This window comes from Pirellulales bacterium (genome assembly GCA_019694455.1).
In the GTDB taxonomy this organism is placed as follows: Bacteria; Planctomycetota; Planctomycetia; order Pirellulales; family JAEUIK01; genus JAIBBY01.
In genome coordinates, this window is the sequence record JAIBBY010000063.1 from 1 (window position 1) to 26,863 (window position 26,863).

16 protein-coding genes, 1 tRNA gene and 2 rRNA genes are annotated in these 26,863 nt (G+C 62.2%); 10 read left to right on the top strand and 9 right to left on the bottom strand.

The annotated features are described in order from the left end of the window. The 5 genes from K1X71_18560 to K1X71_18580 all read right to left on the bottom strand — a co-directional run. Window positions 1-662: ParB/RepB/Spo0J family partition protein (locus K1X71_18560; GenBank protein ID MBX7075150.1), on the bottom strand; the 662-nt coding region annotated here is incomplete at its 3' end. 28 nt (window positions 663-690) lie between these two features. Next, the gene (locus K1X71_18565) at window positions 691-1,098 is read right to left on the bottom strand and encodes a hypothetical protein (GenBank protein MBX7075151.1); all 408 of its coding nucleotides are present in this window, start codon (window positions 1,096-1,098) and stop codon (window positions 691-693) included. 271 nt (window positions 1,099-1,369) lie between these two features. After that, window positions 1,370-2,431: a site-specific integrase gene (locus K1X71_18570; GenBank protein MBX7075152.1), complete on the bottom strand. Its 1,062-nt coding sequence runs from the start codon at window positions 2,429-2,431 to the stop codon at window positions 1,370-1,372. A gap of 654 nt (window positions 2,432-3,085) precedes the next feature. Beyond that, complete coding sequence (locus K1X71_18575) at window positions 3,086-3,367, bottom strand: hypothetical protein (GenBank protein MBX7075153.1); 282 nt, start codon at window positions 3,365-3,367, stop codon at window positions 3,086-3,088. A 43-nt stretch (window positions 3,368-3,410) separates the two neighbouring features. Then, window positions 3,411-3,484: transfer RNA gene (locus tag K1X71_18580), tRNA-Met, on the bottom strand. A 336-nt stretch (window positions 3,485-3,820) separates the two neighbouring features. Between K1X71_18580 and K1X71_18585 the strand changes: the two genes are divergently transcribed. After that, window positions 3,821-5,470 (top strand): TolC family protein, encoded by a 1,650-nt coding sequence (locus K1X71_18585; protein MBX7075154.1) that lies wholly within the window; start codon window positions 3,821-3,823, stop codon window positions 5,468-5,470. 405 nt (window positions 5,471-5,875) lie between these two features. Here K1X71_18585 and K1X71_18590 read toward each other — a convergent pair whose 3' ends face one another. Both K1X71_18590 and K1X71_18595 read right to left on the bottom strand, forming a co-directional pair. After that, on the bottom strand, window positions 5,876-9,376 hold the full coding sequence (locus K1X71_18590) for an efflux RND transporter permease subunit (GenBank protein ID MBX7075155.1): 3,501 nt from the start codon (window positions 9,374-9,376) through the stop codon (window positions 5,876-5,878). 30 nt (window positions 9,377-9,406) lie between these two features. Further along, window positions 9,407-10,654: an efflux RND transporter periplasmic adaptor subunit gene (locus K1X71_18595; protein ID MBX7075156.1), complete on the bottom strand. Its 1,248-nt coding sequence runs from the start codon at window positions 10,652-10,654 to the stop codon at window positions 9,407-9,409. Between the two features lie 254 nt (window positions 10,655-10,908). Here K1X71_18595 and K1X71_18600 point away from each other — a divergent pair, with 254 nt between their 5' ends. The 6 genes from K1X71_18600 to K1X71_18625 all read left to right on the top strand — a co-directional run bounded on the left by K1X71_18600 (window position 10,909) and on the right by K1X71_18625 (window position 18,921). Beyond that, window positions 10,909-11,568: a DUF1080 domain-containing protein gene (locus K1X71_18600; protein ID MBX7075157.1), complete on the top strand. Its 660-nt coding sequence runs from the start codon at window positions 10,909-10,911 to the stop codon at window positions 11,566-11,568. 133 nt (window positions 11,569-11,701) lie between these two features. Beyond that, window positions 11,702-12,832: a calcium/proton exchanger gene (gene cax / locus K1X71_18605; GenBank protein MBX7075158.1), complete on the top strand. Its 1,131-nt coding sequence runs from the start codon at window positions 11,702-11,704 to the stop codon at window positions 12,830-12,832. Continuing rightward, window positions 12,829-13,950, top strand: coding sequence for a mandelate racemase/muconate lactonizing enzyme family protein (locus tag K1X71_18610; GenBank protein ID MBX7075159.1), 1,122 nt, complete (start codon window positions 12,829-12,831; stop codon window positions 13,948-13,950). The genes cax and K1X71_18610 overlap by 4 nt, the downstream gene beginning before the upstream one ends. A 145-nt stretch (window positions 13,951-14,095) precedes the next feature. Further along, window positions 14,096-16,642 carry a PSD1 and planctomycete cytochrome C domain-containing protein gene (locus tag K1X71_18615; GenBank protein MBX7075160.1) on the top strand — a complete coding sequence of 849 codons (2,547 nt, stop codon included), beginning with the start codon at window positions 14,096-14,098 and terminating at the stop codon, window positions 16,640-16,642. Between the two features lie 10 nt (window positions 16,643-16,652). After that, the gene (locus K1X71_18620; GenBank protein ID MBX7075161.1) at window positions 16,653-18,065 is read left to right on the top strand and encodes a DUF1501 domain-containing protein; all 1,413 of its coding nucleotides are present in this window, start codon (window positions 16,653-16,655) and stop codon (window positions 18,063-18,065) included. A gap of 94 nt (window positions 18,066-18,159) precedes the next feature. Next, a complete protein-coding gene (locus tag K1X71_18625; GenBank protein MBX7075162.1) occupies window positions 18,160-18,921 on the top strand; it encodes a hypothetical protein in 762 nt (253 codons plus the stop codon). Here K1X71_18625 and K1X71_18630 read toward each other — a convergent pair. Next, a complete protein-coding gene (locus K1X71_18630; protein MBX7075163.1) occupies window positions 18,918-20,279 on the bottom strand; it encodes an MFS transporter in 1,362 nt (453 codons plus the stop codon). The genes K1X71_18625 and K1X71_18630 overlap by 4 nt on opposite strands. An 882-nt stretch (window positions 20,280-21,161) precedes the next feature. Here K1X71_18630 and K1X71_18635 point away from each other — a divergent pair. After that, window positions 21,162-24,085, top strand: a 23S ribosomal RNA gene (locus K1X71_18635). A gap of 159 nt (window positions 24,086-24,244) precedes the next feature. Continuing rightward, window positions 24,245-24,352: ribosomal RNA gene (gene rrf, locus K1X71_18640) — 5S ribosomal RNA — on the top strand. A 58-nt stretch (window positions 24,353-24,410) separates the two neighbouring features. On the opposite strand, the gene K1X71_18645 is transcribed toward rrf, so the two are convergent. Further along, window positions 24,411-25,823, bottom strand: coding sequence for a neutral/alkaline non-lysosomal ceramidase N-terminal domain-containing protein (locus K1X71_18645; protein MBX7075164.1), 1,413 nt, complete (start codon window positions 25,821-25,823; stop codon window positions 24,411-24,413). A 266-nt stretch (window positions 25,824-26,089) separates the two neighbouring features. Between K1X71_18645 and K1X71_18650 the strand changes: the two genes are divergently transcribed. Continuing rightward, the coding region (locus K1X71_18650; GenBank protein MBX7075165.1) for a hypothetical protein at window positions 26,090-26,863 on the top strand (774 nt) is incomplete at its 3' end.

Consider the following 26,863-nt stretch of genomic DNA (forward strand, 5'->3'; position numbering starts at 1 on the left):
CGGGCGGCGAGCGACTGGACCACGCGGTCCATGATTTTGGGCGCGGCGCGGTAGGGGACCAGCAGGCGGGCATGCGTCGGCGGCAGTTTTTGCGCGGCGATCAGTTCGCGGATCGCGGGGGGCAATTCGAGCAGGCGGACCCGATTGGAAATGTGTCCCTGGGCGCGGCCCAGCTTGTGGGCGAGTTCGGCTTGGGTCAGGCCACGCGCTAGCAGCGCGTCAAAACCCTCGGCCTCCTCGATCGGGTTCAGGTCGGCGCGGGCCAGATTTTCGACGATCTGAATCTCGATCACTTCGGCGGCGCTGAGGCGGACGACGCGGCATGGCACGTCGCGGAGTTTTACTATTTTGGCCGCGCGCCAGCGGCGCTCGCCGCCGACGATCTCGTAGCGGGCGCGGCCGTCGCCGCCCACGCAATCGATTTGTTGGCGGACGACGAGCGGCTCGATGATGCCATGCTGGCGAATGGTGGCGGCCAGCTCCTCGAGCGCCGACTCGTCAAAATGCTTGCGCGGGTTGGTGGGGCTGGGTTCCAGTTGGGTCAGCAGCAAAACCTGGAACTGGTGGCGACTGTTGGGGCCTTCGGCCGCGATGGCGTCCTGTGCGGCGCGGGGGCGGGCTTTTTTGGTGGGCGGCTTTGTTTTTGTGGGGGTGGTGATCATGTCGAGTCCTTTCGAGCGACAACGGGGATCAGACTTGCGCCTCGGCGCGGTCCAAAATGATTTCGCGCGTGATGGGGACGGGGCGGGTGGTGGTGGGGACTGACGCGCGGAGGGCCAGCGGCGCCCACTCGGCGGCGGCGAGCGCCAGTCCACACTGGGCGCAGGCGCCGGCGATCGCCTGGCGGGCCTGGCGCTGGGCGATGGCGGCGAAGACGCTGTTGAGTCCGCAGGCCAGGTCGAGCTCGAGCGACAGGGTGTCGGCGCAGGTCCCGAAGGTGGGGAGCGCGACGCGGGCGCTGGCAACCAGGTGGCGGACCCGCGCGGTGTCGGTGTAGCTGGCCCAGAGGACTCCGTGGCCGGTCACGGCGGCGGCGTTCCAGCGCAGTTCGTGGAGAAACGTCGGCAGGTCGGGACAGATTTGGCGTACCGCGGTCATTCCTCAGCCCTCGCGTAGGCCCTCAACGATCGAGTCGAAACGGCGATGTGCGCGGGCCATCGGCCCGTCGAGTGTTTTTGAAAAACGGCGCGAAGCGGCAGTTGCGCTGCGCTGACCCTGGGGAGTGTCGCGCGCTGGGCGTCCTGCACGGCTCCGCGCCGTCGGCGCCGGGGTCCGTCCGGCATTGGGGCGCGCGCCACCCTGCGCGCGTGGGACATTTTGGTAAGCCGCCTCGCGGCCGTTGGCCGCGGGACAGAGGTTTGGGGGGCGGCTAGGGCGTCGGTTGCGGCAGCTCGTCGAGCGCCTCGGTCCACAGACTGGAGCCGACGTAGCAGTCCTCGAACGTCTTCGGGTTGGAGTGGCCCAGCGATTTGCGGCCCGCGATGGGGTTGATCCGCGCCATCTTGGTTCCGTGGAGTCGGCGGACGCCGTGGAAACCGAACTGGCGCTCGCGCGGCAGTCCCGCTTGGCGCAGGATGCGGCGGCGCGTCTCGTGCAGCCAGCTTTCGGTATGGGGCCAAGGGAAGATGCGTACGCGGTCGGTGCGTATCCGTTCGACGGCCGCGACGGCGGCGGCGTTGAGCGGGATCTTGTGCGCGTCGCCGCGTTTGTAGGCGCGGCCGGCCGGGATGTCCATCACCATCGACGCGTACTGCTCGTCGTGGCGCAGCCAGGCATATTCCAGCGCGCTGAGCGTGCCGATGCGCATGCCCGTGTTGTAGTCGAACTCGAACAGGCTGCGCCACCACTGGGCGGGCTCGACGCCGGTGCGCCGCTGTTGGGGCGTCTTGGCGGCCGCGCAGGCGGTGAGGATGCGGGCGATCTCGTCGAGGGTGAAAACCTCGGTGACGTCCTTTTTGCGCTGCCGCGGCCGCTCGATCCAGGGCACGTCGGGCAACAGTCCGGTGCCTTTGCGGTTGTGGCGCGACTTGGGGCCGGCGGCGTCCAAGACGGTCTGCGCGTGGAAGCAGTGCTTGCGGATCGTGTTGGGGGAGAGCGTGGCGCCTTTTTTGAGTCCGGTGACCTGAGCCAGTTCGCGGACGAACTGGGCGCAGGTGAAATCGTCGATCAAGGCCAGTGGCGGATCGAGCGTGAACTTGCGCCAATAGGCGATCGACTCGCGGTATTGCTGGATGTTGCGCGGCGCCGCGCCGCGCGCGACGAGGCAGACTGGCCAAAAATACTCGCGGAAGAACTCGGCGAGCGTCATTTGCGGCGAGAGCGCGGCGGCGCTGTCGGCGGCGCTGGGCTCGCTGAAGAGTCTGAGCGTGGTGGCGTGGCGCTCCGTGCATCGCAGTCCCTCCATGGCGCTTCGGTCGATTCCGGTGGCCATTTTTCGGCGCTCCGCGTGGTGGGCGGCTCACGTGCGCGCAGCGGCAAGGCGCTCCGTCAGTCAGCCGGACCATCCGTGCGCGCGTGGCCGCCAGCGGCACAGTGGGTGTGTCGCTGGCGGCCGGTGGCGCGCCATGGAGCCAAACTCGTTGCATCTGGGGCCTACCGACGACAGGCGAACAAACGGCCGCGCCGGCAGACTCGCTACTGGGGTGGCGAGGGCCGACACGTTCGGCCTCAGATGCTCCCGAGAATGGGGGCAAGAGAGTTGAATCGCGCACCTCGCGGGCGTGCGGTTCACACGTGTACGAGCGTCTCGCCTGTCGTTACGTTGGCGGTCCGAAGACCGCACTTCTTGTTGCGAGCGAAACTTTGGCGCGCGATCGGCGTCTTGTCAAGCAGATTTTTTTTGGCCGGCGTGGCGCCGCGCGCCGATAAGCATAGAGCAGCGCGGCGCAGGATGCTGCGCAAATCGTTCGCCCGCTGGCGGCGCAGCAAGGGGTGCACGCGAGAATGCGCGTGAAAAAAAGAGGGCGTGCGGGCGGAATCTTTGCAACAAGAAGTTTCTGAAACGACAGGCAAGCCTGCTTCTTCAGTCCACCCGCACGCCGTGTCTTGCCATCAGCGGATATTTGTTCCGCTGAACTATTGGGGGCTAGGCGGCGTTCTCCGGAACGCGCTCGAGGCGATTGCGAATCGCATCGACGATCGCTTGCGCGCGGTCACCGCCCGGCAGGTTGGAGTGATCGGGCTTGGCGAGTTCGGCTTTGACCGTCTGCACCAGTTCCGAGCTTTCCAAGAGTGATCGTAGGATGCTGAGCGCATCGGTTTTGCCTGCGATCAGTTTGTCGGCCCAGATTGGCGGCTGTTGTCCGATCGACATTCCCTCGGGGGCAACCGCTTGGACATTTGGCTTGCGCGCGTCTCGATTTTCCATTTCATCTCCTTCGCGAAAACTGCAAAAACTCCGTTGGCCAAAGTAGCGGCGCAGGGATTCGAACCCCGGACACGCGGATTATGATTCCGCTGCTCTAACCAACTGAGCTACGCCGCCAAGGTTTCCGCCAGCACCGGGGTGCAACCCTCTATGCTGTTGGAAGTTACCAAGGATACCGCCCATCTCGCCAAGCGACAAGCGGCCGATTTTGGCGCCTGAAGCTAGCGGTTTGGAACGCCAGCGGGGCTGAGTCTGGGCGCCTTGGCAAAGGATTGACGCTGCGGCAGGGCAACGGGTTCGTTCCGCTAATTCGGGCAGGCTAGACAACTCCGACCGCGTGGCGTCTCCCAATTCGATCAATGGCGCCGGCTGTTCCGATTGTTAATCACAGCGCCCCAGTATGCGCTGGGGACTGTGATCATGGCTTCGGCCGCCAGCAAATCGTGAATCGCCATGGAAAGTTGTCCACGCACGACGAACGCCGCGCGGCGCGCTAACCGCGCGCTGGTCGTATGGGGACTATTGACGCTTGTTTCGGTGGCGAGCGGTTGCACTTCGTTTCGCGAGTGGTGGGCCAACGGCCTGAAGGTGGGCCCCAACTATTTGCGGCCACCGGCGCCAGTCGCCAACGACTGGATCGACGCCGCCGACGCCCGAGTGGAGACGCGGGCTCCTGATCTCAGCCAGTGGTGGACGGTGTTCCGCGATCCGGCGCTGGACGCCTTGGTGCAAAACGCCTTTCGGCAGAACATCACGCTCCGCGAGGCGGGCTTTCGCGTGTTGCAGGCGCGAGCGCAGCGCGCGATCGTGGTGGGCGAGTTCTTTCCGCAGCAGCAGGATATGTTCGGCGGCTATCAGCGGATTGGCGTGAGCAAGGCCAACGCCAACACCTCGTTTCTGCCGGCGCGGTTCTTCGACCAATGGCAGGTGGGCTTTGGCCTGGTGTGGGAGCTGGATTTTTGGGGACGCTTTCGCCGGGCGATCGAGGCCGCCGACGCCGATTTGGACGCTTCGGTGGAAGGCTACGACGCGGTGTTGGTCACGCTGCTGGCCGACGTGGCGCGCTCGTATGTGGAGTTGCGCACGGCGCAGCAAGAGATTGAGTACACCGAGCAGAATGTCGTGTTGCAGCGACAAACGCTGACCTTCGCCGAGGCGCGGTTTCGGGGCGGCACGGCTAGCGAGCTCGACGTCGACCAGGCGCGCAGCAACTTGGCGCAAACCGAGGCGCTGATTCCGCAGCAGCGACTACGAATGCGGCTGGCGAACAACCTGCTATCGATCCTGTTGGGCATGCCGCCACAGGATTTGGTGGCGCGATTGGGCAAGGCGCCGATACCGAACGCGGGGCCCCAGGTGGCCGTTGGCATTCCGGCGCAACTATTGGCGCGGCGACCGGACGTGCGCCGCGCCGAACGCCAAGTGGCGGCGCAGAGCGCGCGGATTGGCGTAGCCGTCTCGGAGCTGTATCCACACATTGGCATTGGCGGAACGCTAGGCTGGTCGTCGCGCAACTTCAGCAACCTGATGGACTCGGACGCGCTGTATGGCAACGTGGGGCCGACCTTTCAGTGGAATGTGCTGAATTATGGCCGCATTGCGAACAACATTCGCCTGCAAGACGCGCGCTTGCAGGAGCTTATCGCGACGTATCAACAGCAGGTGCTGGTCGCTGCCCGCGAGGCGGAGGATGGCCTGGCGCGGTTTCTACAGTCGCAGGAGGTAGTGCGTTATCAAACCGAGAGCGTCGTTGCCAATCAGCGGGCGGTGGAGATTTCGCTGGTGCAATACAAGGGGGGCCTCACCGATTTCAACCGCGTGGCCTTGCTGCAGCAAAACCTGGTGACGCAGCAGATTGTGCAAACGCGAGCGCGGGGCGAGGTGGCGCTGGGGCTGATCGAGGTGTACCGCGCGCTCGGAGGCGGTTGGGAACTGCGGTTGCGCCCCGTGCCGCCGGTCTTGCTGCCGCCGGCTGGCCCCAATGCGCCGGCCGAGGCGGTGCCGCCGCCACCGCCACTGCCCGCGGGGGAACAAGCCGTAAAATCACCGCCGGCCGCGCCACGCGCCGCGGCGGTTGCTGGTCCGCCGGCTTTGAGGCGATAGCACGATGCAGATCACATGGCGCACGATGGAATGGCGTCGGCCCCATTGGGGCGCCGTCTTAGCTGCGCTGGCCGCACATTGCGCCATGCTATTGTTTACGCCATGCCGGGCCGCCGACGCGGTCTGTGAGTTTCGCGCGTTTCGCCCGCGGGTGCCGTGCCATTGCCCCGACGACTACCTGCATAAGCCGCTGCCGCTGACCTGCCAAGCGCGCTGTTGTTGCGCCGACTGCTATCAGCAGAAGCCGTTGCCGCCGGCGCCGTGCTGTGTGCCAGGAAAGCACTGCGACAACTATTGTTGCAAGTCGGGTTTTGTCTGGCTCTTCAAAGGAGAGCCTTGGTACCGGTGCGCGCCACAGCGACTACCCGATTGCCTGGACCCGCCTCCGACCACTACGGCGCCACCTCAATCGGCGCCGTGAGGCGGCATGGCAGACGATTGTGAGCCGGCATTCGCGTGCGCCAGCGCATGCGTGGCGTCGACGGGCGCCGTTGGCGCGGGGGGGGCGCCGACCGGACGCGACTCGGATTGGGTGAACCACATCAGCACGTAGTAAAAGATCGGCGTGAGCACCACGCCAAAGAAAGTGACGCCGATCATGCCGGTGAACACCGCCGTGCCGAGCGACTTGCGCATCTCGGCGCCGGCGCCGTGGCCAATGACCAGCGGCAGCACGCCGAGGATAAAGGCGAACGAGGTCATAATGATCGGCCGCAATCGCAAACGCGCCGACTCGATGGTGGCCGCGCGCAGCGGTTGTCCGGTGTCTTGCAATTGCTTGGCGAATTCGACGATGAGGATGGCGTTCTTGGCGGCCAACCCAATGAGCACCAGAAAGCCGATCTGCACGAAGATGTCGATCGGCAGCCGCGCGATGAGCATGCCGACCACCGACGACAACAGGCACATGGGGACGACGAGGATCACCGCCAGCGGCAAGCGCCAGCTCTCGTATTTGGCCGCCAGCACGAAGTAGACCAGCGTGGCGCCAAAGGCGAACACAAACAGGCCAACATTGCCGGCCATGATTTGCAGGTAGGTGATTTCGGTCCATTCGTAGGTCAGCCCCAGTCGGGCGGCGATTTCGCCCACGGCGGCGATTGCGTCGCCAGAGCTCACGGTGGGCGCGGGAACGCCGTTGACCGCGGCCGAGGTGTACATGTTGTAGCGCATCACCGAAAGTGGGCCGCCGATGTCTTTGAGATCGACCAGCGTGCCGAGCGGCACCATCTCGCCACGGCGGTTGCGGACCTTGAGTTGTTCGACGAAGCCGGGGCGCGTGCGATAATCGGACTCGGCCATGACGTTCACCTGCCAGGTGCGCCCGAAGCGGTTGAACAAGTTGACGAAGTAGCCGCCCATGTAGACTTGCAAGGTGTTGAACACATCGTTGACGTCGACCAGCAGCGATTCGCATTTGGTGCGGTCGATATCGACGAAGACTTGCGGGGCCTCGGCGCGATACATCGAAAACACGCCGGCGAAGCGCGGGTCTTGGTTGGCGGCCTGCACAAATTCGTCGGTCAAGGTCTGCAATTGCGCCAGATTGACGTAGCCACGCTGCTCGACCTGCAACTTGAAACCACCCGCGTTGCCGAGGCCTTGAATGGGCGGCGCGCGAAAGACGCCGACCACCGCCTCTTGAATGCGTTCGGCGCACAGATGTTGAATCTTTTGAGCGATCACGGCGTCGTAGCGATCGTGGTCGCGGCGGAGCTTGAAGTCGTCCAGAATAACGAAGGCCGATCCGAGATTTGAGCCGGCGGCGCCCAGCAGGAACGACTGCCCTGCGATGCTCAGCGTGTGCGCCACGCCGGGCACACCGGGATACTCTTGCGGCCGCTGGGGATCGCCGAGCGCCAGATGGACCACCTCTTGCATCACCTCTTGCGTGCGCTGCACGGAGGCGGAGTCGGGCAACTGCACGTTGAGCAGCAGGTAGCCTTGGTCCTGTTCGGGGATGAAGCCAGTCGGCGCGCGCTGCATGGTCCAGCCGGTCAGCCCCAACAGACCGATGTACGCGATTAGCGCCACGACGCTGATGCGCAATAGTCCGGCGACCATGCGGCCATACAGGTTGGCGAACAAGTCGAACACCGCGTTAAAGCCGCGGAACAGCGCGCCGAGCACCGCATTGACATACCGAATGATGAACCAGCCAATCGCCCCGCCGACGAACAGGCCGGGCACAAAGTAGAGGCTCCACGCGCCCCAGTTTCGCCAATCGCTATACGCGGCCTCTGGATCGAGCGCCGGGAAAACTCCGACGCCGGCCAAAGAACGTCGCGCTAGCCATACTGATACGAAACCACCCACTAGCGCGAAGAACCACCACGGCAGGGCCTCGCGCACGTGCTGGTGCTGTCCGTCGTGCCCTGGTTGAGTCTTGAAGACGGTCACGGCGCGCGAGGGGGTCAAAGTCATGGCGTTGATGGCGGAGATGACCATGGCCGACGCGATGGTGAGCGCGAATTGCCGGTAGAACTGGCCGCTGACGCCAGGGATGAACGCGCTGGGGAGGAACACGGCGATCAACACCAGCGTGATGGCCAAAATTGGCCCGGTGATTTCTTCCATCGCCTTGATGGTGGCGCTCTTGGCATCGAGACCCAGGGCCATTTGGCGCTCGACGTTCTCCAGCACCACGATGGCGTCGTCGACCACGATGCCAATGGCCAGCACCAGCCCGAACAACGTGAGATTATTCAGACTGAAACCGAGCATGGCCATGACGGCGAAGGTGCCGATCAGGGCGACCGGCACATCGAGCATCGGCAGGATCATGGCCTTCCAATCCTGCAAGAACAGAAGCACGACAATCGCCACCAGCAACACGGCGTCGCGCAGCGTCTTGAAGACCTCTTCGACCGACTGCTCGATGAACGGCGTGGTGTCGTAGACGATCTTGTAGTCGAGCCCGCGCGGAAAGCGCGCCTTGAGCTCGCTCATCTTTTTCTTGATGGATTCGGCGGTGGACAGCGCGTTGGAGCCAGGGAGTTGAAACACGCCGAGTCCGACCGAGGGGAGACCATCGAGACGGCAAATTTGGTCGTATTGCTGCGCGGCCAACTCGATGCGGGCGACATCGCGCACGCGCACAACCTGGCTGGCGATCTGGCCGCCCGATTCGTCGATTAAACCCGTTTTGACAATGATGTCGCCAAATTGTTCGACGTCTTCCAGCCGGCCCAGCGTGCTCATAGTGAGCTGAAATTGCTGCCCGGTCGGCACTGGCTGTTGGCCAATCTGTCCGGCGGCGACCTGCACGTTTTGGCTTTGGATGGCCTGAACCACATCGCCTGTGGTCAGATTGCGGCTAGCCATTTTGTCGGGGTCGAGCCAGACGCGCATGCTGTAGTCGCGCTGCCCGAGAAAGTTGATGTCTCCAACCCCTTCGAGCCGCAGTAGTTCGTCTTTGATCTGAATGGTGGCGTAGTTGCTCAGATACAGGTCGTCGAGCGAGGCGTCTGGCGAAAAGAGGTTGACCGCCAAGAGAAAGCTGGGGGAGCGCTTCTTGGTGATGACCCCTTGCACCTGCACCTGCGAGGGCAATTGCGGCATCGCCAGCGACACTCGGTTTTGCACCAGTACTTGCGCCATGTTCAGGTCGACGCCGAGCGCAAAGGTGATCGTCAGGTTGTAAGCGCCGTCGTTGGTGCATTGCGACGACATGTACATCATCCCCTCGACGCCGTTGACCTGCTGCTCGATCGGCGCGGCGACCGAATCGGCCACCACCTGGGCGTTGGCGCCGGGATAGATGGCCGTTACTTGCACGGTGGGGGGAGTGATGTCGGGGTACTGCGCGATGGGCAGCATCAGCGCGGCCGCGAGTCCGACCAGCACGATCACAATCGAAACGACCCAGGCGAAGATCGGGCGTTCGATGAAGAAGCGACTCAGCATACGGCTCCTAACGACACGTTGGCGGCGCAGTTACTGTCTGGCCTGAGCCATGGCCGAGGGATCTTCGAGGGGTTTGGGATCGACGGTTGTGCCGGGCCGCGCTTGTTGCAGTCCGGCTACAATCACTTGATCGTCGGCGGCTAAACTCGCGACCCCTTGCTCTCCCTGGCGCGCGGGCCGCAAGCCTTGTTCGGTCTTGACGAGTGGCACGGGGCGCACCACCTGCTTGCCCGCATCCAGTTGGGGCCCCAGTTCCACTGGCCGAATCTCCACCACATTGTTCTTGTTCACCACCAACAAGAAGTGCTGACCCTGGTTGCTGTTCACGGCGGATTGCGCGATCACCAATTCTTGGGTGGGCTGCCCCATGGGCAGGCGCACGCGCACAAACATGCCCGGTTGAAACGCGCGTTGCCCCTCGGCGGTGATTTGCGGGTTCTCCAGAATGCAGCGCAGTTGAATGGTGCCGGTGGCCGCGCTGACCTGGTTGTTGACGAAATCGAGCCGGCCCGAATGGGGATAGTCCGATCCCTCGTTGGCCAGGCCGATATCGATCTTCACGACGCCCCCTTCGGAAATCGGCTTGATCTTGCCCTCGCGCATCAGTTGCTTGGCGCGCAAGAGCGTGCGTTCGTCGACGTCGAAGTAGACATAGATGGGGTCTTGCGAGACGACCGTGGTGAGGAGCGTGGTGTCTTGCCGGACCAGGTTGCCGACGCTGAGCAGATTGCGTCCCACGATGCCGTCGATCGGAGAAACGACGTCGGTGAATTTGAGATTGAGCGCGGCCGATTCGCTGCTGGCCTGCGCCGCGCGCAGCGAGGCGTCGGCTTCGGCGGCCGCGGACTCGTAGCGGTCGAGGTCTTGCTGGCTGATAGCGCCGGGCGTTTTGGCCACATCGTGGCCACGGGCCACATCGGCTTGGGCGAGCGACAGTCGCGCCTTGGCGAGCAGCACCTGCCCCTCGGCCTGATCGAACTCGGCCTGGTAGGGGCGCGGGTCGATTTTGAACAGCCGTTGGCCTTTGGTCACCTCGGCGCCCGATTTGAAATCGATGTCGACCAGATAACCGGTGACGCGCGAGCGCACCTCGACCGATTCGACGGCCTCGCTACGTCCGGTGAAGTAGACGTAGTCGGTCACTTCGCGCAATTCAGGCCGGCTGACGCGCACCACTTGTGGCCCCCCCGCGTGCGGCGCCTGGTGTTCGGCGCCGCAGCCCGCGAATAGCGGTAACGCCAGACCGATCAAGAGCGACGAGCGAAATGTCCGGCACATGGCGCACCAGCGAGCTGAAATCATGACTTTGGCAAAAAGCACGCTTCTCGAAGTTTAATCGGGTTTTCGCCGTTTGGCGTGGGCAGCTTTTGACGGTTCGCGGCCGCGGGCGCCACTGGCGGCGGTTCAACTTTCCGCATACGCGGCACAATCGCGCTGTTTTGTTGAAGCAGCCACACCGGACGGGTACGATGCAGCCCAAACGCGTCAAAATCCCGCCGGAAATTCAATTGGCATCCCAGGAGCTAGCATCCATGAGCCGTTTCACCAAGCACACTCCCATGATGGTCGCCGCCATGGCCGCCTTGTGGTTGGCGTCGTCATCAGCCGCCGCTGAGACAATTCAACTGTTCAACGGGCAAAACCTTGATGGTTGGCGAGTTTTTCTCGACGACAAGAACGCCGATCCCAAGGACACCTTCAGCGTTAAGGACGGCGTGATCCACGACGCTGGCAAGCCGGCCGGATACATCATTACCGATCAGGAGTTCGACAACTACGTCCTGAAGCTCCAATGGCGCTGGCCGGGCAAAGGGGGCAACAGCGGCGTCTTTGTGCATGTGATCGGCGAGGACAAAATCTGGCCGAAGGGCATTGAAGCGCAGCTCCAGTCGGGCGCAGCGGGCGATTTTTGGCTGGTCGACGGCGCCAAGCTGACCATCGACGAAAAGCGACACGACAAAGGGAGCGAGCGTCACTGGTATCGACTGAAGACCGACAAGGCGGTGGAGAAGCCCGAAGGGGAGTGGAACCAGTATGAGATCACCGTGACGGGCGACCATGTGAAACTGGTAGTCAACGGCCAACTGGTTAATGAAGGAACCAATCCCGACATCAAGCGCGGACGCATCCTGCTGCAATCGGAGGGGGCGCCGATCGAGTTCCGCAATATCGAACTGACGCCAATCAAGTAGCGAAAGCCGCCGCTTGGCCAATACATTGGCACAGGGCCCGCGAGCATCGGCTTAGCGGGCTCTGTGCTTTCACTGACTGCGGCGCGCAAGATGCGCGAGCGCCGGGCCAACTAGCGACTAAGAAGGGACGCACATGCCACGCTGGCTGAACGTGTTGGCCATTTTTTTGCCGATCGCCGCGGCGCTGGAAATTGCGCATAGCCACTACCAGGCGGCGTGGGCGACCCCCACGTGGATCTTTCTGGCGTCGGTGGCGGCGATCATTCCGGCGGCGGGCTGGATGGGACACGCCACCGAGCACCTCGGCGCGCGACTGGGCGAAGGCATTGGCGGCTTGCTCAACGCCACGTTTGGCAACGCCGCCGAGTTGATCATCGCGGGCATGGCGCTGTTGGAAGCCTCGCGGAACGCGGACCGCGCCGCGGCGATGCACGAAATTGTCAAAGCGTCGCTCACCGGATCGATCATCGGCAATGTGCTGTTGGTGTTTGGCCTGGCGGTGCTGGTGGGCGGTTTGCGGTTTCAACAACAATCATTCAACGCCACCGCTGGGCGCGTGGGCAGCACGCTGATGATGCTGGCCACAATCGCGCTGTTGCTGCCGGCATTGTTCGCCTACATGCTGCCGGCGGACCAAGCGCATCTTAGCGACATCAGTCTCGAATACTCGGTGCTAATGCTCGTGGTTTATGGCTTAAGCCTGTTGTTCTCGCTGATTACGCACCGCGGCTACTATCAGGGACAGAAAGCCGTGGGCGAAGAACATGAGCGCGAGGCGCACTGGTCGGTGACCAAGTCGCTACTGGTGCTGCTCGGGGCCACCGTTTGCGTGGGATTGTTGGCCGAGTTCATGATTGGCAGCGTCCACGAGGCTTCGCACAATCTAGGCCTTTCCGACGTGTTTGTCGGCGTCATTGTCGTGGCGATTGTCGGCAACGCGGCCGAGCATAGCACGGCGATCATCATGGCGTGGCGGAACCGTATGGACCTGGCACTGGCCATCGCGGTGGGGTCGTCGATCCAGATTGCGCTGTTCGTGGCGCCCGCTTTGGTGCTGTTCAGCCACGCCGTGGGGCCGCGCATGAATCTGGTGTTCAGCATGCCCGAGATGGTGGCGGTGTTCGTGTGCGTGTGGGTCATCAGCCAAATCGCGGTGGATGGGGAGAGCAACTGGCTGGAAGGGGTGTTGATGCTGAGCGTTTACATTATGCTGGGCCTGCTGTTTTTCTATTTGCCCGGTGGCCAGCCCGCGCCCGCCCCATGAAGATCACTCAAGTCGTTTGCCAGATACTTCGCGTTCCGCAGGTCGAGGCGAAGACCGCCAGCAGTCAGGACGCCGTATTGGTGCGCGTGCGAACCGACACGGGACTCGAGGGCATCGGCGAGGCAGACGCCTCGCCCGAGGTCGTCAAGGCGATTGTCGACGCGCCGTTCAGCCACAACATCGCCTGCGGACTGCGCGAGATATTGCTGGGGGAGCATCCGCTGGAGATCGAGCGGTTGTGGCAAAAGATGTATCGCCGCACGATGTACTTTGGCCGCACCTCAGTCACCATCGCCGCGATGGCGGCCGTCGACATGGCGCTGTGGGATTTGAAGGGAAAGCATTTTGGCGAGCCGATTCATCGCTTGTTGGGAGGGAAGCAGCACGACCGGCTGCGCGCCTACGCCTCGATCCTCTTTGGCCGCGACGGACAGGAGACCGCCGAGATCGCCCGGCGCTGGACCGCGGCGGGCTACACCGCGGTGAAGTTTGGTTGGGAGCCGATGGGCACGAGCGCCGAGGTCGATCTGGACCTGGTGCGCGGCGCGCGCGAGGGAATTGGCCCCGGCACGCTGCTGATCGACGCGGGTTGCGTATGGGACGCGCGGACGGCGCTGCGCCGCGCGACAGCGTTCGCCGAGTTCGACATTGAATGGCTGGAAGAACCGCTGCGCGAGAACGACATTGCCGGCTATCGCTGGTTGCGCGACCGCTCGCCCGTGCCGATTGCCTCGGGCGAAGGGGAATGTGGCCGCGAGGCGTTTCGCCCGTTGATCGACCAACAAGCGCTCGATGTCTACCAGGTTGATCTTTCGCGCTGCGGCTTCACCGACGCGGCTTATATTCGCGCGCGAGTGGAAGAAATTGGCGCGCGGCTCTGCAATCATTGCTACACCAGTCCGATCACCGTGGCTGCCAGTTTGCACTGGCTCTGCACCTGCCGCGACGCGTTCTTGTTTGAAGATTGCGTTGACGCCTCTCCGTTGCGGCACGAGTTGGCGCATGAAAAGATGCAGGCCACCGATGGCTGGATCTCGCCGCCCGACGCGCCTGGCCTGGGAGTCACGCTGAACGAAGATTTTGTGCGGCGGCATCTCATAGCGCAGTCGGGCGAGTAATGGCGACGAGCGAGGCGGGACCAACCGCATTGGCATTGGCGAACCGGTTGGTGCTGTCGTAATCGCCGCGGCTCGCAATTGGCATTTCGCGCGGCGCGGGGTCATAATCGGCGGCGACGTCACCATCTGTCGGAGTCGAGATCGAATGAGGCGATGGATCACACTGTTGTGGTCGCCCTTGCTCGTCAGCGTCGCGCTGGCGCAAGACGCCGGGCCTTCGTTCGAGCGAGAAATTCAACCGCTGTTGACCGCCCGCTGCGGCGAGTGCCACAACCAGCAGAAGCGGTCGGGAAAGCTCAATCTGGCCAGCGCCATCGGCATTGCGCGCGGCGGCGAGAGCGGCCCGATCGTGGCGCCCGGTCGACTGGAAGACAGCCGGTTGTGGCAAAAGGTGGCCAACGAAGAAATGCCGCCCGATCAACCGCTGGCCGAAGCAGAGCGGGCTTTGCTGGCGGGTTGGATCGATGGCGGCGCGCATGGCCTGCCGAGCGGGGATGTTGGCCGGGCGGGCGACGGTCGAGATCATTGGGCGTTTCAACCGGTGAAAGACCCGTCGATACCCCCAGTGCGCGATGCGCAGCGAGCGCGCACCGATCTGGATCGGTTCCTACTCGCAAAGCTGGAGGCGGCCGGACTGACGCTGTCGCCCGAAGCGTCGCGAACGACATTGATCCGCCGTGTCTGTTTCGATTTGACAGGCTTGCCGCCGACGCCGGCCGAGATCGCCGCTTATCTGGCTGACGAATCGCCGCTGGCGTACGAGCGAATGTTGGAGCGCTATCTGTCGTCGCCTCATTACGGCGAGCGCTGGGGCGGTCACTGGCTCGACGCCGCTGGCTATGCCGACTCGAATGGCTATTTCAACGCCGATACCGTACGCCCCTTGGCGTATCGTTATCGCGATTATGTGATTCGTTCGATCGCTGCCGACAAGCCGCTGGATCGCTTCATCACCGAGCAGTTGGCGGGCGACGAGTTGGCCGGGCATCGGCCTGGCGCCGACATCACTCCCGAGGTGATCGACCTGTACACGGCGACCCATTTTCTGCGGAACGCGCAGGACGGCACCGACTCCAGCGACGGCAATCCCGACGAGTTGTTGCTCGATCGCTACTCGGTGCTGGAAGGAACGGTGCAAATTATTGGGGCCTCGCTGTTGGGACTGACCGTTCAATGTGCACGCTGCCACGATCACAAATTCGAGCCGATCACGCAGAAGGAGTACTATCAGTTTCAGGCGATCTTTTATCCCGGCTATAACCCCGACCAGTGGGTGAAGGCCGCTGAGCGCGTGGTGACGGTTGGCACGCAGGCCGAGCGCGACGCGCATGCCGCCAAGTCGCAGGCCATCGATCGGGAGGTGAAATCGCTGCGCGAGAGCCTGGCCGCCGCCGCGGCGCCGCTGGGCCAACAACTGGTGATCGAGCGGTTGGCGCCGCTGCCCGCCGATGAGCGCGGCGCGCTATTGGCCGCGCGCGACAAGCCACAGGATCAGCGATCGGAGGTGGAACTGGCGCTATTGGCTGCTCACCAAGACGCGCTAGAGATTTCCGACGCGCAGCTCGATGAGCGTTTTCCGCAACTGGCCGATTTGCGCCAGTCGGTCGAAGCGCAAGTCGCCAAGGCCGAGGCGACGCGGCCGGCGCCCCTGGAGCAGTTGGCCGTCTTTACGGAAGTCGCCGATGCTCCGGCCGAACATCATGTGCTGGAGCGGGGACTGTATCGCGCGCAGGGAGAAGTGGCGCCGCCGGGCGTGCCACAAGCGCTGTGCGGCGCGGGCGGTCAAAGCGACTATCAAGTCGTGGCGCCGACCGAGCAATTTAGCTCCGGACGACGCTTGGCGCTGGCCAAATGGCTTACGTCGCCAAAACATCCGCTCACCGCGCGCGTGCTGGTCAATCGGGTTTGGCAGCACCACTTTGGCGCCGGCATCGTGAGCACCAGCGATAACTTTGGCTATACCGGCGCCGAGCCCACACATCCGGAGTTGCTCGATTATCTGGCGGCGCAACTCGTGGAGTCGGGCTGGAGCCTTAAAAAGTTGCACCGGCTCATCATGACCTCGGCAGTTTACCGCCAGTCGAGCGAGGCCGAGGCGACCGCGCAGGCCGCCGATCCCAAGAACCATTGGCTCGCGCGTTTTCCGGTGCGACGTCTCGATGCCGAGGCGCTGCGCGACGCGATGTTGGCCGCCAGCGGCGAGATCGACACGACCATGTATGGGCCGTACGTCCCCACCACACGGCTTGACGACGGCAGCGTGGCGCCGAAGGCCGATACGCCGGGCGCCACGCGACGATCGCTCTACTTGGAGCATCGCCGCACGCAGATGCCGAGCCTACTGGAAACCTTTGACGCGCCGATCATGGTGACCAATTGTTCGCGGCGGCAGCCATCGACCGTGCCGCTACAATCGCTGGCGCTGCTCAACTCCGAGTTTGCCTTGGCGCGCGCCGAGGCGCTGGCCGATCGACTGGCGCGCGAGGCCGGAGACCCGATCGAGAGCCGGCTGAGCCACGCCTTCTTGCTGGTGTATGCGCGCGGCCCCCGCGACGACGAGCGGGCCGCTGCCCAGGAATTTTTGACCACGCAGGGGGCGCTGTATGCCGAGAACCCAGATCGCGACCAGCTCGTTTGGCGCGATCTCTGCCAAATGTTGTTGGCCAGCAATCCCTTCTTGTATATCGAGTGAGCGCCGAAGCATGACCATCGCAGCGTCCCACTTTTCGCTTCCGCGGCGCGAGTTTCTTTGCGGCAGCGCTGGCGCGGTCGGCGGATTGGCCCTGTCGTGGCTGCTGGCACGGGATGAGCGCGCCAAAGCCGGCGATCTCCCAAACGCGGCGCGATTGAATTTAGCCCGGGCCAAGAACGTGATCTGCCTGTTTCAACACGGCGGACCAAGCCAGATGGACTTGTTCGATCCCAAGCCCGAACTGGTCAAGCATCACGGCCAGCCGTATTCGGGCGAGATCGAAGTCCACTTCACGGCGCAGCGCGGCAACCTGCTGGCGTCGCCGTTCCGCTTTCAACCGGCGGGTCAGTGTGGCATGCAGCTCAGCGAACTGTTGCCGCATACCGCGTCGATCGCCGACGAGTTGACCTTGATCCGCTCGATGAAAACCTTCACCGTCGATCACGAGGCGGGGCTGCGCCTGATGCATGGCGGCAAGATCACGGCGGGCAGGCCCACTTGGGGTTCTTGGGTGTTGTATGCGCTGGGTTCGGAGAATGAGAACCTGCCGGGCTATGTGGTGTTGTCTGATCCGGGAGGATTGCCGATCGACGGTGTCCGCAATTGGTCGAGCGGATGGCTGCCGGCCATTTATCAAGGCACCCCCTTCCGGCCGGGGGCCGCGCCGGTGCTGAGCCTGCGGACTCCGGACGGAATCAGCGCCGCCGCGCGGCGTGGACAATTGTCGTTTTTAGAGCGTCTCAACCGCGCTCACCAGTCGCGTCATGCGGAAAACAGCGAGCTGGCGGCGCGCATCGCCAATTTTGAGATGGCGGCGCGGATGCAGACCGCCGTGCCCGATGTCTTGAACATTGACGACGAGACCGAGGCGACGCGCAAAATGTATGGCCTCGATCAGGAAGCGACCGCGGAGTATGGGCGGCGCTGCCTGCTGGCGCGCCGATTGATCGAGCGCGGCGTGCGCTTTGTGCAACTATTTTTGTCCGGGCAACCGTGGGACACGCACAACAAGAACGCCGAACAACTCAAGGGACTGTGCGCGCGGACCGATCAGCCGAGCGCGGCGCTGGTTCGCGATCTCAAGCAGCGCGGATTGCTCGATTCGACCATTGTTATTTGGACGGGCGAATTTGGCCGATTGCCAATTTCGCAAGGCAGCGACGGCCGCGATCACAATGGGCAAGGATTTTCGACCTGGATCGCCGGCGGCGGTTTTCGACCCGGTTATGTGCATGGCGCCACCGACGATTTTGGTTATCAGGCGGTGACCGATGTCGTCACCGTACACGATCTGCATGCCACACTGCTCAAGGCGCTGGGCCTCGACCATGAGCGCTTGAGCTATCCCAACGATGGCCGCGACGACAGCTTGACTGATGCGGTGGTGAGCGATGCCCGCTGCATTGACGCCTTGCTAGCTTGACAGCGGCAGGACGAATTTTCGCTTTTCGCTTCAACCTCGGCGTTCGTGGGGCCGATAGCTTCGGCCAAGGAAGCAAGTGCATGGAGGGATTCTTGTGCTGAAGCCGAGCCTGCTGCGGTTCTTGATTCGCCTGAAAATGCGTCATTCGCTGGGTGGGCCGCTGCTCACTCTGGGGGTGCAGGACATTCTTTGTCGCTACGAAGACGCCGAGGCGCTACTAAGCGACGAAGGGCACCCCGCCACGCTGGTCCCAAGCGCTGAACGCCGCCTGACCACGAGTTATCTCTATCGAGCGGCACGCGACCAATACCCGTTGATCCATGCCCGCACATTCTTCCGTATGCTGGGCGTGGACGATTATTCTGATCTGGACGCCTCCGCCGCGGAGGGGCCGACCCTGGCCCACGATTTGAATCAACCGATCCCCGCCGAATGGCACGGCCGCTACCAATGGGTGCTCGACGGCGGCACGCTGGAACATGTGTTTGATGTGCGCGGCGCCTTGTCGAACATGGTGCGACTGACGGGCGTGGGCGGTCATGTCGTTCACATCAATCCCATGAATGGCTGGGCGAACCACGGGTTCTATCAGATCAGCCCTTGTGTATTACACGATTTTTACACCATCAATGGATTTGAGCCGGTCGAAACCGCGCTGGCGCTGCAGATGGATGGGGGCGGTTTGCAATTCGTTTCATACGAATACACGACCGAGCGCGTGGCGGTGGAGTCGAAGAGCGGGCAGAGCCTGTTAATCTTTGTCGCGCGCAAAACCGCCGATGTGGACCGGATCGCCCTGCCGACGCAGCGCAAGTACAGCGCGCGATTCGCGCCCAATCACAAACGCGCGGGCTAGGCGCCGACCAGTTCTTTGTTTTGCGCCGCGTCGTTGGCGGCCGATTGCATCCACGCTTTGAGTCGGCGCACGTCGCCCGTCACGGTGCGCGACGCCGCCAGCAGCACCACCGCCAGGCAGATGTTGAGGACGGGCACCGCGTACATGGCCATGTGCAGGCCCTCGCCGGCAAACGGCTTGAGCGCGTCGACCGTTAGATCGGTCACGCCGGCCGCCGTGGCCGCGCGGCGGGTGAAGTAGTCGCTCAAGGCGCCAGTGGCCAAGGGGCCCAGCGAGGCGCCGAGCACGTACATGGCGAAGAAATAGAGCGCCATCGCCATGCCACGCAGCGAGGGTTCAATGACGTCGATGATGGTGGCGTACACCGTGGAGTAGTAGGTGTACATGAGCGCGCATCCCAGGCCCATGAACAGGCAGAAGCCCGCCATCGCGCCCATCGGTTGCCGTAGCGCCAAGAACACCAAGGGAATCGACAGCGCAATGGCCACGGCGCCCACCAGCATGCGGCCATTGGCGCGCCGCTTGAGCATGCGGTCGCCCAGCCAACCACCGACAAGCAGGCCGGGGATCCCCACCAGACCATACACCAACGAAACAGTGAGTCCCGCATTGGCCGGCGACAAACCATGCACGCGCTGGAGGAACAGCATGAGAAACGAGCCCAGCGCATACATGTTAAAGTTATGCAGCGCCCCGGAGATGATGATCCACACCATGGTGGGCGTCGCCAGCACCAGCGCCAGCGCCGATCCCTTGCGCCGCAGCGTGCCGATCGCATGCTCTTCGGTCGCGCCGCGCTGCGGTTCGCGAATGAACAAGGCCGCGACGGCGCACAACAGACCGGGCACGGCCGCCACGTAGAAAGCGGTTCGCCAGTCGAACTTCTGCACGATCCAGCCAGTCACCGAGTAGCTGAGCGCCGTGCCCACCGGCAGGCCCATCATGAAGATCGACATTGCCATGGCTCGCCGCCCGGCGGGCACCAGGTCGCCGATCAAACTGGTGGCGGCTGGCGCGCAGGAGGCTTCGCCGACTCCCACTCCCAGTCGAACGGCGAACATCTGCCAATAGCGCTGCGCGACGCCGGAGAGCGCCGTCATGACGCTCCAGATGAACACGCCAGCGGCGAGAATCTTGGTGCGCGAGGCGCGGTCGGACAAACGACCGAGGGGCAAACCCACCATGGCATAGAGCAGGGTGAACGCCGTGCCGAGGATGCCGAGTTGGGTGTCGCTTAGTTGCCATTCTTCCTGAACGGGTTTGGCGACGGCGCCAATCACCTGGCGGTCGAAAAAGTTCATGGTGTTGATGGCGAACAGCACCGCCAGCGCGTAGTACGCCGCTCGATCTTGCCGCATGAAATATTCCCGCCGTCGAAAAGAGAATCGATTGAAATGAAGCGTGAAATCGGCTCGCGTGCGGCCGCTATTGTGAGCGCGGCGCGCGGCGGGGGTCAAACTTTTTCGTCGCGTCTGGCGAGGGAATAAAAAATTTTGGCGGCCCACCTTGAACTATTTGCGCCGCTTCGCGTAGAATCGGAATCGACGCGAGTGACTCCCAGGGGTGACAAGCGTCGCAATCTTCCAAGTTCTCTTGTCCCGCAGCGGATCGAAAGAACCTCTGGTTGGCTGAGCCGGGCGGCCCGTTGGTGGCCGCTTCAAGTTGCTTGGCCGCGCGAGCCGATACGACGTGTCTCGCCTGTTTCCGAAGTTGCGTTGTGATGCGAGATTTTGCGTCAAAATGCCGCGAAAACAGGGTGTTGACGGTCGGACGAGCGATGTTAAGATTGTCGTCCCGCATGGCGGCGCCAGCAGCTTGCTGTCGCCCGAATCGCGAGACGAAAGCGTTTGACAAGTCCGGCCAGGATTTGCTACAAACGCGGTTTCCCACTTAACGGGAAGACCTGGGAGGTTCTGGCCACGGGAAGGCGTCTTTCGGCCGCTTGTCGAGAGGCTTCTTTCCCTGTCCAGAAGCGTGGCTTTGGCCGCGTGAGTGGAGAGGCGACTGCCGCAGGCGGTTGTCGTGATCTTTGGCAATTTGGTTGTGTGGTAGAGTGGCATTCCAATAACCACTAGATGCTCGCTTCGGCGAGTGTTTGAGTGTGTTCTTGTTAATGGCTCTTAGCGCATTAGATCGACGAAAATCGTTACAAGCGCTCTGGCGGCCCCGATGGGGTCGCTGGAGGAGCGAGCAGCGAGACCGATCCAGATCTCTCGGCGACGAGAGGGTTGGATCAGCGTGGTCAAGCTACTAAGGGCACATGGGGGATGTCTTGGCATCAGGAGGCGTTGAAGGGCGTGGAAGACTGCGATAAGCCCGGGGAAGCTGTCAAACGAGCGATGATCCCGGGATTCCCGAACTGATGTGCGCTGAATCCATAGGCGCACATGGCGAACGCGGTGAACTGAAACATCTAAGTAGCCGCAGGAGTAGAAAGAAAACTCGATTTCCTTAGTAGCGGCGAGCGAAGAGGAAACAGCCCAAACCGCGAGGATTTTCCTCGCGGGGTTGTAGGGTCTCTCACATGGGAGTCACAAAATCTTTGGTTAGTAGAACCGCTTGGAAAGGCGGGCCATAGAAGGTGACAGCCCTGTATACGGCAATTGAAGATCTCCCGAGAGATACCTGAGTAAGCCGGGTCACGTGGAACCCTGGCTGAATCCGCGGGGACCATCCCGCAAGGCTAAATACTCCCTGATGACCGATAGCGAACTCAGTAGGGCGACTGAAAGATGGGAAGAACCCCTGCTAGGGGAGGACACTGAACCTGAAACCATGTGCCTACAAGCGGTCGGAGCACTATGACACTTTTGTGTAATGTGTGACGGCGTGCCTTTTGCATAATGATCCGGCGAGTTACCGTCAGCGGCTCGGTTAAGGTCTTACGGACCGTAGCCATAGGGAAACCGAGTCTGAATAGGGCGACTATTGGTCGCTGGTGGTAGACGCGAATCTGCGTGAACTACCCATGAGCAGGTTGAATCGCGGGTAATACCGCGTGGAGGACCGAACCCACTTGGGTTGAAAACCGAGGGGATGACTTGTGGGGAGGAGTGAAAGTCTCATCAAACGCAGGGATAGCTCGTTCTCTCCGAAATAGCTTTAGGGCTAGCCTCGAGCCACTACGCACCGGGGGTAGAGATACTGAATCGGATAGGGGGCCTTTCCCGGCTACCCTGCCGAACCAAACTCCGAATACCGGTGCGATTATCTCGGGAGTCAGTCCGCGAGGGATAAGCTTCGCGGTCGAGAGGGAAACAACCCAGACCATCTGCTAAGGTCCCCAAGTAGAACTTAGTCAGAAAGGAAGTTCAGTTGCCGTGACAGCCAGGATGTTGGCTTAGAAGCAGCCATCATTTAAAAAGTGCGTAATAGCTTACTGGTCGAGCAATTGAGCGCCGATAATGAACGGGAGTAAGTTTTACACCGAAGCAATGGATTATTCACATCGCGAGATGTGAATAGTGGTAGGAGAGCGCTGTAGATCAGATACAAGCCGTACCGTAAGGAGCGGTGATGGGGTCTACAGGTGTTTATGCCGGAATGAGTAACGATAAAGCAGGTGAGAATCCTGCTCGCCGAAAGCCTAAGGTTTCCTGGGGAAGGTAAATCCGCCCAGGGTTAGCCGGTACCTTAGTCGAGGCCGAAAGGCGTAGACGATGGATAGCAGGTCAACATTCCTGCGCCACCAAGTGGACCGATGAGGGGACGGCGCTGATAGGGTGAGCGGTACGACTAGAAATGTCCGTGGCTCATTCGACGGTGGGGGATAGGCAAATCCGCCCCCATAAGCCGCCGGATGGGACCGACCGCGTTTACGATCGGGAAGTCATCCAAAAGGCGTCCAAGAAAAGCCTCTAAGGGTTGAAGCTTGCGTGACCGTACTAAAACTGACACAGGTAGGCGAGACGAGAAGTCTAAGGCGCTCGGGAGAACACTGGTTAAGGAACTCTGCAAAATGGCCCCGTAAGTTCGCGATAAGGGGCGCCTCCAGGGGTTTACGCTCCCGGAGGCCACAGTAAATCGGCTTCAGCGACTGTTTATCAAAAACACAGGACTCTGCGAACTCGTAAGAGGAGGTATAGAGTCTGACGCCTGCCCGGTGCCGGTAGGTTAAGGAAGAGGGTTAGCCTTCGGGCGAAGCTCGCAACCGAAGCCCCGGTAAACGGCGGCCGTAACTATGACGGTCCTAAGGTAGCGAAGTTCCTTGTCGGGTAAGTTCCGACCTGCATGAATGGCGTAACGACTGAAGCACTGTCTCAACCAGTGACCCGGTGAAATTGTAGCCGTGGTGAAGATGCCACGTACCCGCAGTTAGACGGAAAGACCCCGTGAACCTTCACTGCAGGCTGATATTGGGTTTTGGTATGTTCTGTGTAGGATAGGTGGGAGGCTGTGAACCGGCGACGCCAGTCGTCGGGGAGCCAACGGTGAAATACCACCCTGAACCTACTGCAATTCTAACCCCGTCCCGTGAATCCGGGCGGGGAACAGTGTCAGTTGGGCAGTTTGACTGGGGCGGTCTCCTCCGAAAGAGTAACGGAGGAGCCCAATGGTACCCTCAGCCTGGTTGGCAATCAGGCTTCGAGCGCAAAGGTAAAAGGGTGCTTGACTGCGAGACTTATCAGTCGAGCAGGTACGAAAGTAGGGCTTAGTGATCCGGCGGTGCTGGATGGAAAGGCCGTCGCTCATCAGATAAAAGGTACTCCGGGGATAACAGGCTTATCGCTTCCGAGCGTCCATAGCGGCGAAGCGGTTTGGCACCTCGATGTCGGCTCATCACATCCTGGGGGTGGAGAAGCTCCCAAGGGTTTGGCTGTTCGCCAATGAAAGTGGTACGTGAGCTGGGTTCAGACCGTCGTGAGACAGGTCGGTCCCTATCTACTGTGGGCGCACGAAACTTGAGGAGATTCTTCTTTAGTACGAGAGGATTGGGAAGGACGTCCCTCTGGTGTACCAGTTGTCGCGCTAGCGGCACGGCTGGATAGCTATGGACGGAACGGATAAACGCTGAAAGCATATAAGCGTGAAGCCCGCTCCAAGATTAGGTTTCGTTGGGCAATTGCCCGAAAGTCCCCTGGAAGACTACCAGGTCAATAGGTCGGATGTGTAAGTCCAGCAATGGGCTCAGCTAACCGATACTAACGGACGAACGCTTGATCACGTTGATCGAACGCTCTCGCAAAGAGCGCGCTAAAAGTTCCGCGGCAAAATGCGGCCGCGGTCACTCTCACCACACACACCAATTGTTCGCGGCACGGCCCACACGCCATGCCGCACGAAACAATAGCCAGTGGCGGTCGACAGGCCACGCTGGCTCCTCTCCGGTGACCATATCCGAAAGGCCACACCCGTTCCCATCCCGAACACGGTAGTTAAGCTTTCGGAGCCGATGGTAGTACCACAAGTGCGAGAGTAGGTGTTGCCGGGTTTTTTACACGAGCCCGCGAGATCCCAGCGATCTCGCGGGCTCTTTTTTCGCCGCCAGTCTATTTTGCTGGGTAGCTGAAGAAGTCTGGCGCGGAGCCAGTCGGGCGGCGGGCGAAGGCCGGACCGACCAACCGCGTGACCCCGCCGACGAGCACTTCTTCCACCGCCGGATCGAACCGAGCGGGCCAGCCGTAATAGATCATCGAGAAGTCCGCTTCGTAGCCCCCTTCCAACAGCACCCGGCGCGAAGGAACGTAGCACGGCACGTCGTTGCTCCAACCGTTGATCCAGACGCGCGTCCAGTCGAGCTCTTGTTTCAATCGCACGGCGTAGTCGACGACCACCTCGCCCGGCAAAAAGATTAGGGCCAATTGATCGCCAAACGCCCAGGCGGTCAGCGGATAGGGGACTGCGCTCGGCAAGGCGCCATCCTGGTCGAGCATCCGGAGCATCCGCCGCGCGTGGACGCCATCAAAACCTGGTTTGGCCGCCGCTTTCTGCCAGTGTTCGCGGCCGGGCGCCGGCGACAGCGGCAATGCGAGTTTCGACGCGCGAACTTCGAGCGGCGAAGTCAAGGGCGTCAATTCGCTGGCCAGCAATCGCCGCACTTCTTTTTCGATCGCGCGGCCGTGCCGCTGGGCCAGATCGAGGCTGCCGGTTGGCTGCGGTCCCACGTCGGCGCCGCAACCGATGGTACAGAGCGCCACGGCGCCTAGTTGGGATTGTTCCACATACTCGTTCGCGAACCCGGCCCAGTCGCCGTTGATGGTGTTGCGATCGCCGCAGGTGGTGCAGTGGCAGGCGTACGACATCCAAATCGCGGCGATACTTCCATCGGAGCGCTTGGCGACCAAGAGCGGAAAGCTGTGATCGACGGGACCATCTTGCTGATGCCCAAAACCGGTCCACCGCCCAGCGCTCAAGACTCGGCGATTTCCGCCAAAATTGACGCGCCCCTGACCCCAGTACAAGTTTGCCGGCTGACGGGCTTGAAGGGCGGATTGCGCGACCGCCACCAATTGATCGGTCAATTGGGCGGTGTAGCGGGCAACTCCGGCCTCTTGTTCGGGCGTCATTCGTCCTTCCCAGAGAACCGGGGCATAGCCGGTGAGCGTTGGCGCCGAATGGGTGTGCGTCGCGCAGATGACAATGTTTGAGCGCGGCAGCGGCTGCGCGGCCGCGATTCGCCGGGCCACCTCGTCGGTCACCGCCGCCGGAATGCCGCAGTTGTCGACGGCGATCAGCACGACCGTTTTGCCCGCGTCGATCGCCAGGGCCCGCGCCCAAAGCGGGGAGTCGACTCCCTCGTGTTCGGTCGCGCGCGAGCCATACCCGGCGAGCAGCGCCGGTTGCTCAGGGGTGATCTCCAGTTTGGCGGCTCCGACCAGAAACGGTTGTATGGCGGCGCTGACCGACCCAGGGCCGCAAACGAAACCGATCGAGAGGAAGAGCGCGAACCAGCGCGAGCGCATGGGTTATTTCCTTTCTGCGGCGCGTTGCCACGGACAACAAGTTGCCAACCGCTACTCGGTGAAGGTGCAGCTTAGCTTCGAGCCGGCGTCGTTGCAGCGCAGCAAGCGCCAACAAACGGCGCATTTGTCCGCGAGCATTTTTTGCGCGGGATTGGACGGCGCGGCCGATTCGGAGTTGAATGAGGCTGGCGTGCCCGTCGCGATCGCGTCACGGGCGGCGGGCGCGGCCAATTGCCGGTTTCTTTCCTTCCGTGCATCGCGATCTGATGACAAACTTGCCTCGACTCACTCGCCGCCGGTTGCTGGGGCTTTCAGCGGCGGCGGCGCTGGCCGCGCTACCGATTGGCGGGGCGGTGTTCAGTTGGCGCCGCGCCCGTCAAACGGCCGATCTGCTGGCGCGGATCGAAGCCTCGGGGGGGCGGGTTCATTGGAGCAATCGAATCCCACGCTGGCTTCCCGTCTGGCTGCGTGGCGCCTTGGGCGAGTTCTTTTCCAGGGAGGTTATCGTCCAGATCGATTTCACCGAGGCGGATCCGCAAACCACTCCGGTTCACGAAGCCTTGGCTGCGATCGGCCACCAGTTTTCATCAACTGGCATACTTTACCTTGACGGCATGCCGGTAACCGACGGCGATTTGCGCTATTTGCCGGGAGCATGGCAATTGTTCAGCCTGAGTCTGACAGGAACTCCGGTGACTGACGCCGGGCTCGAACATTTGTCGGAAATGAAGAAGTTGATGTTTCTAACGCTCGATCAAACGCGGATCACCGACGCCGGTCTGACACGCATTTCCAGCTTGCCCGATTTGCAATTATTGGAATTGAACGACACTAAGGTGGGCGATGGCAACATTGAGTGTCTGGCTCAGTTTCCCCGACTCGTAAGTTTGTCGATCGCGAACACTCGCGTCACCGACCTTGGGCTGGAGAAAATCGCGTCCAAGCTCAGGCTCGAGCATTTGACTCTGGGATCGCAGGCGATTTCTCCGGCCGGCATCGAGCGACTTGCGCAGTCGTCGACGCTGGAGCATATTGGACTG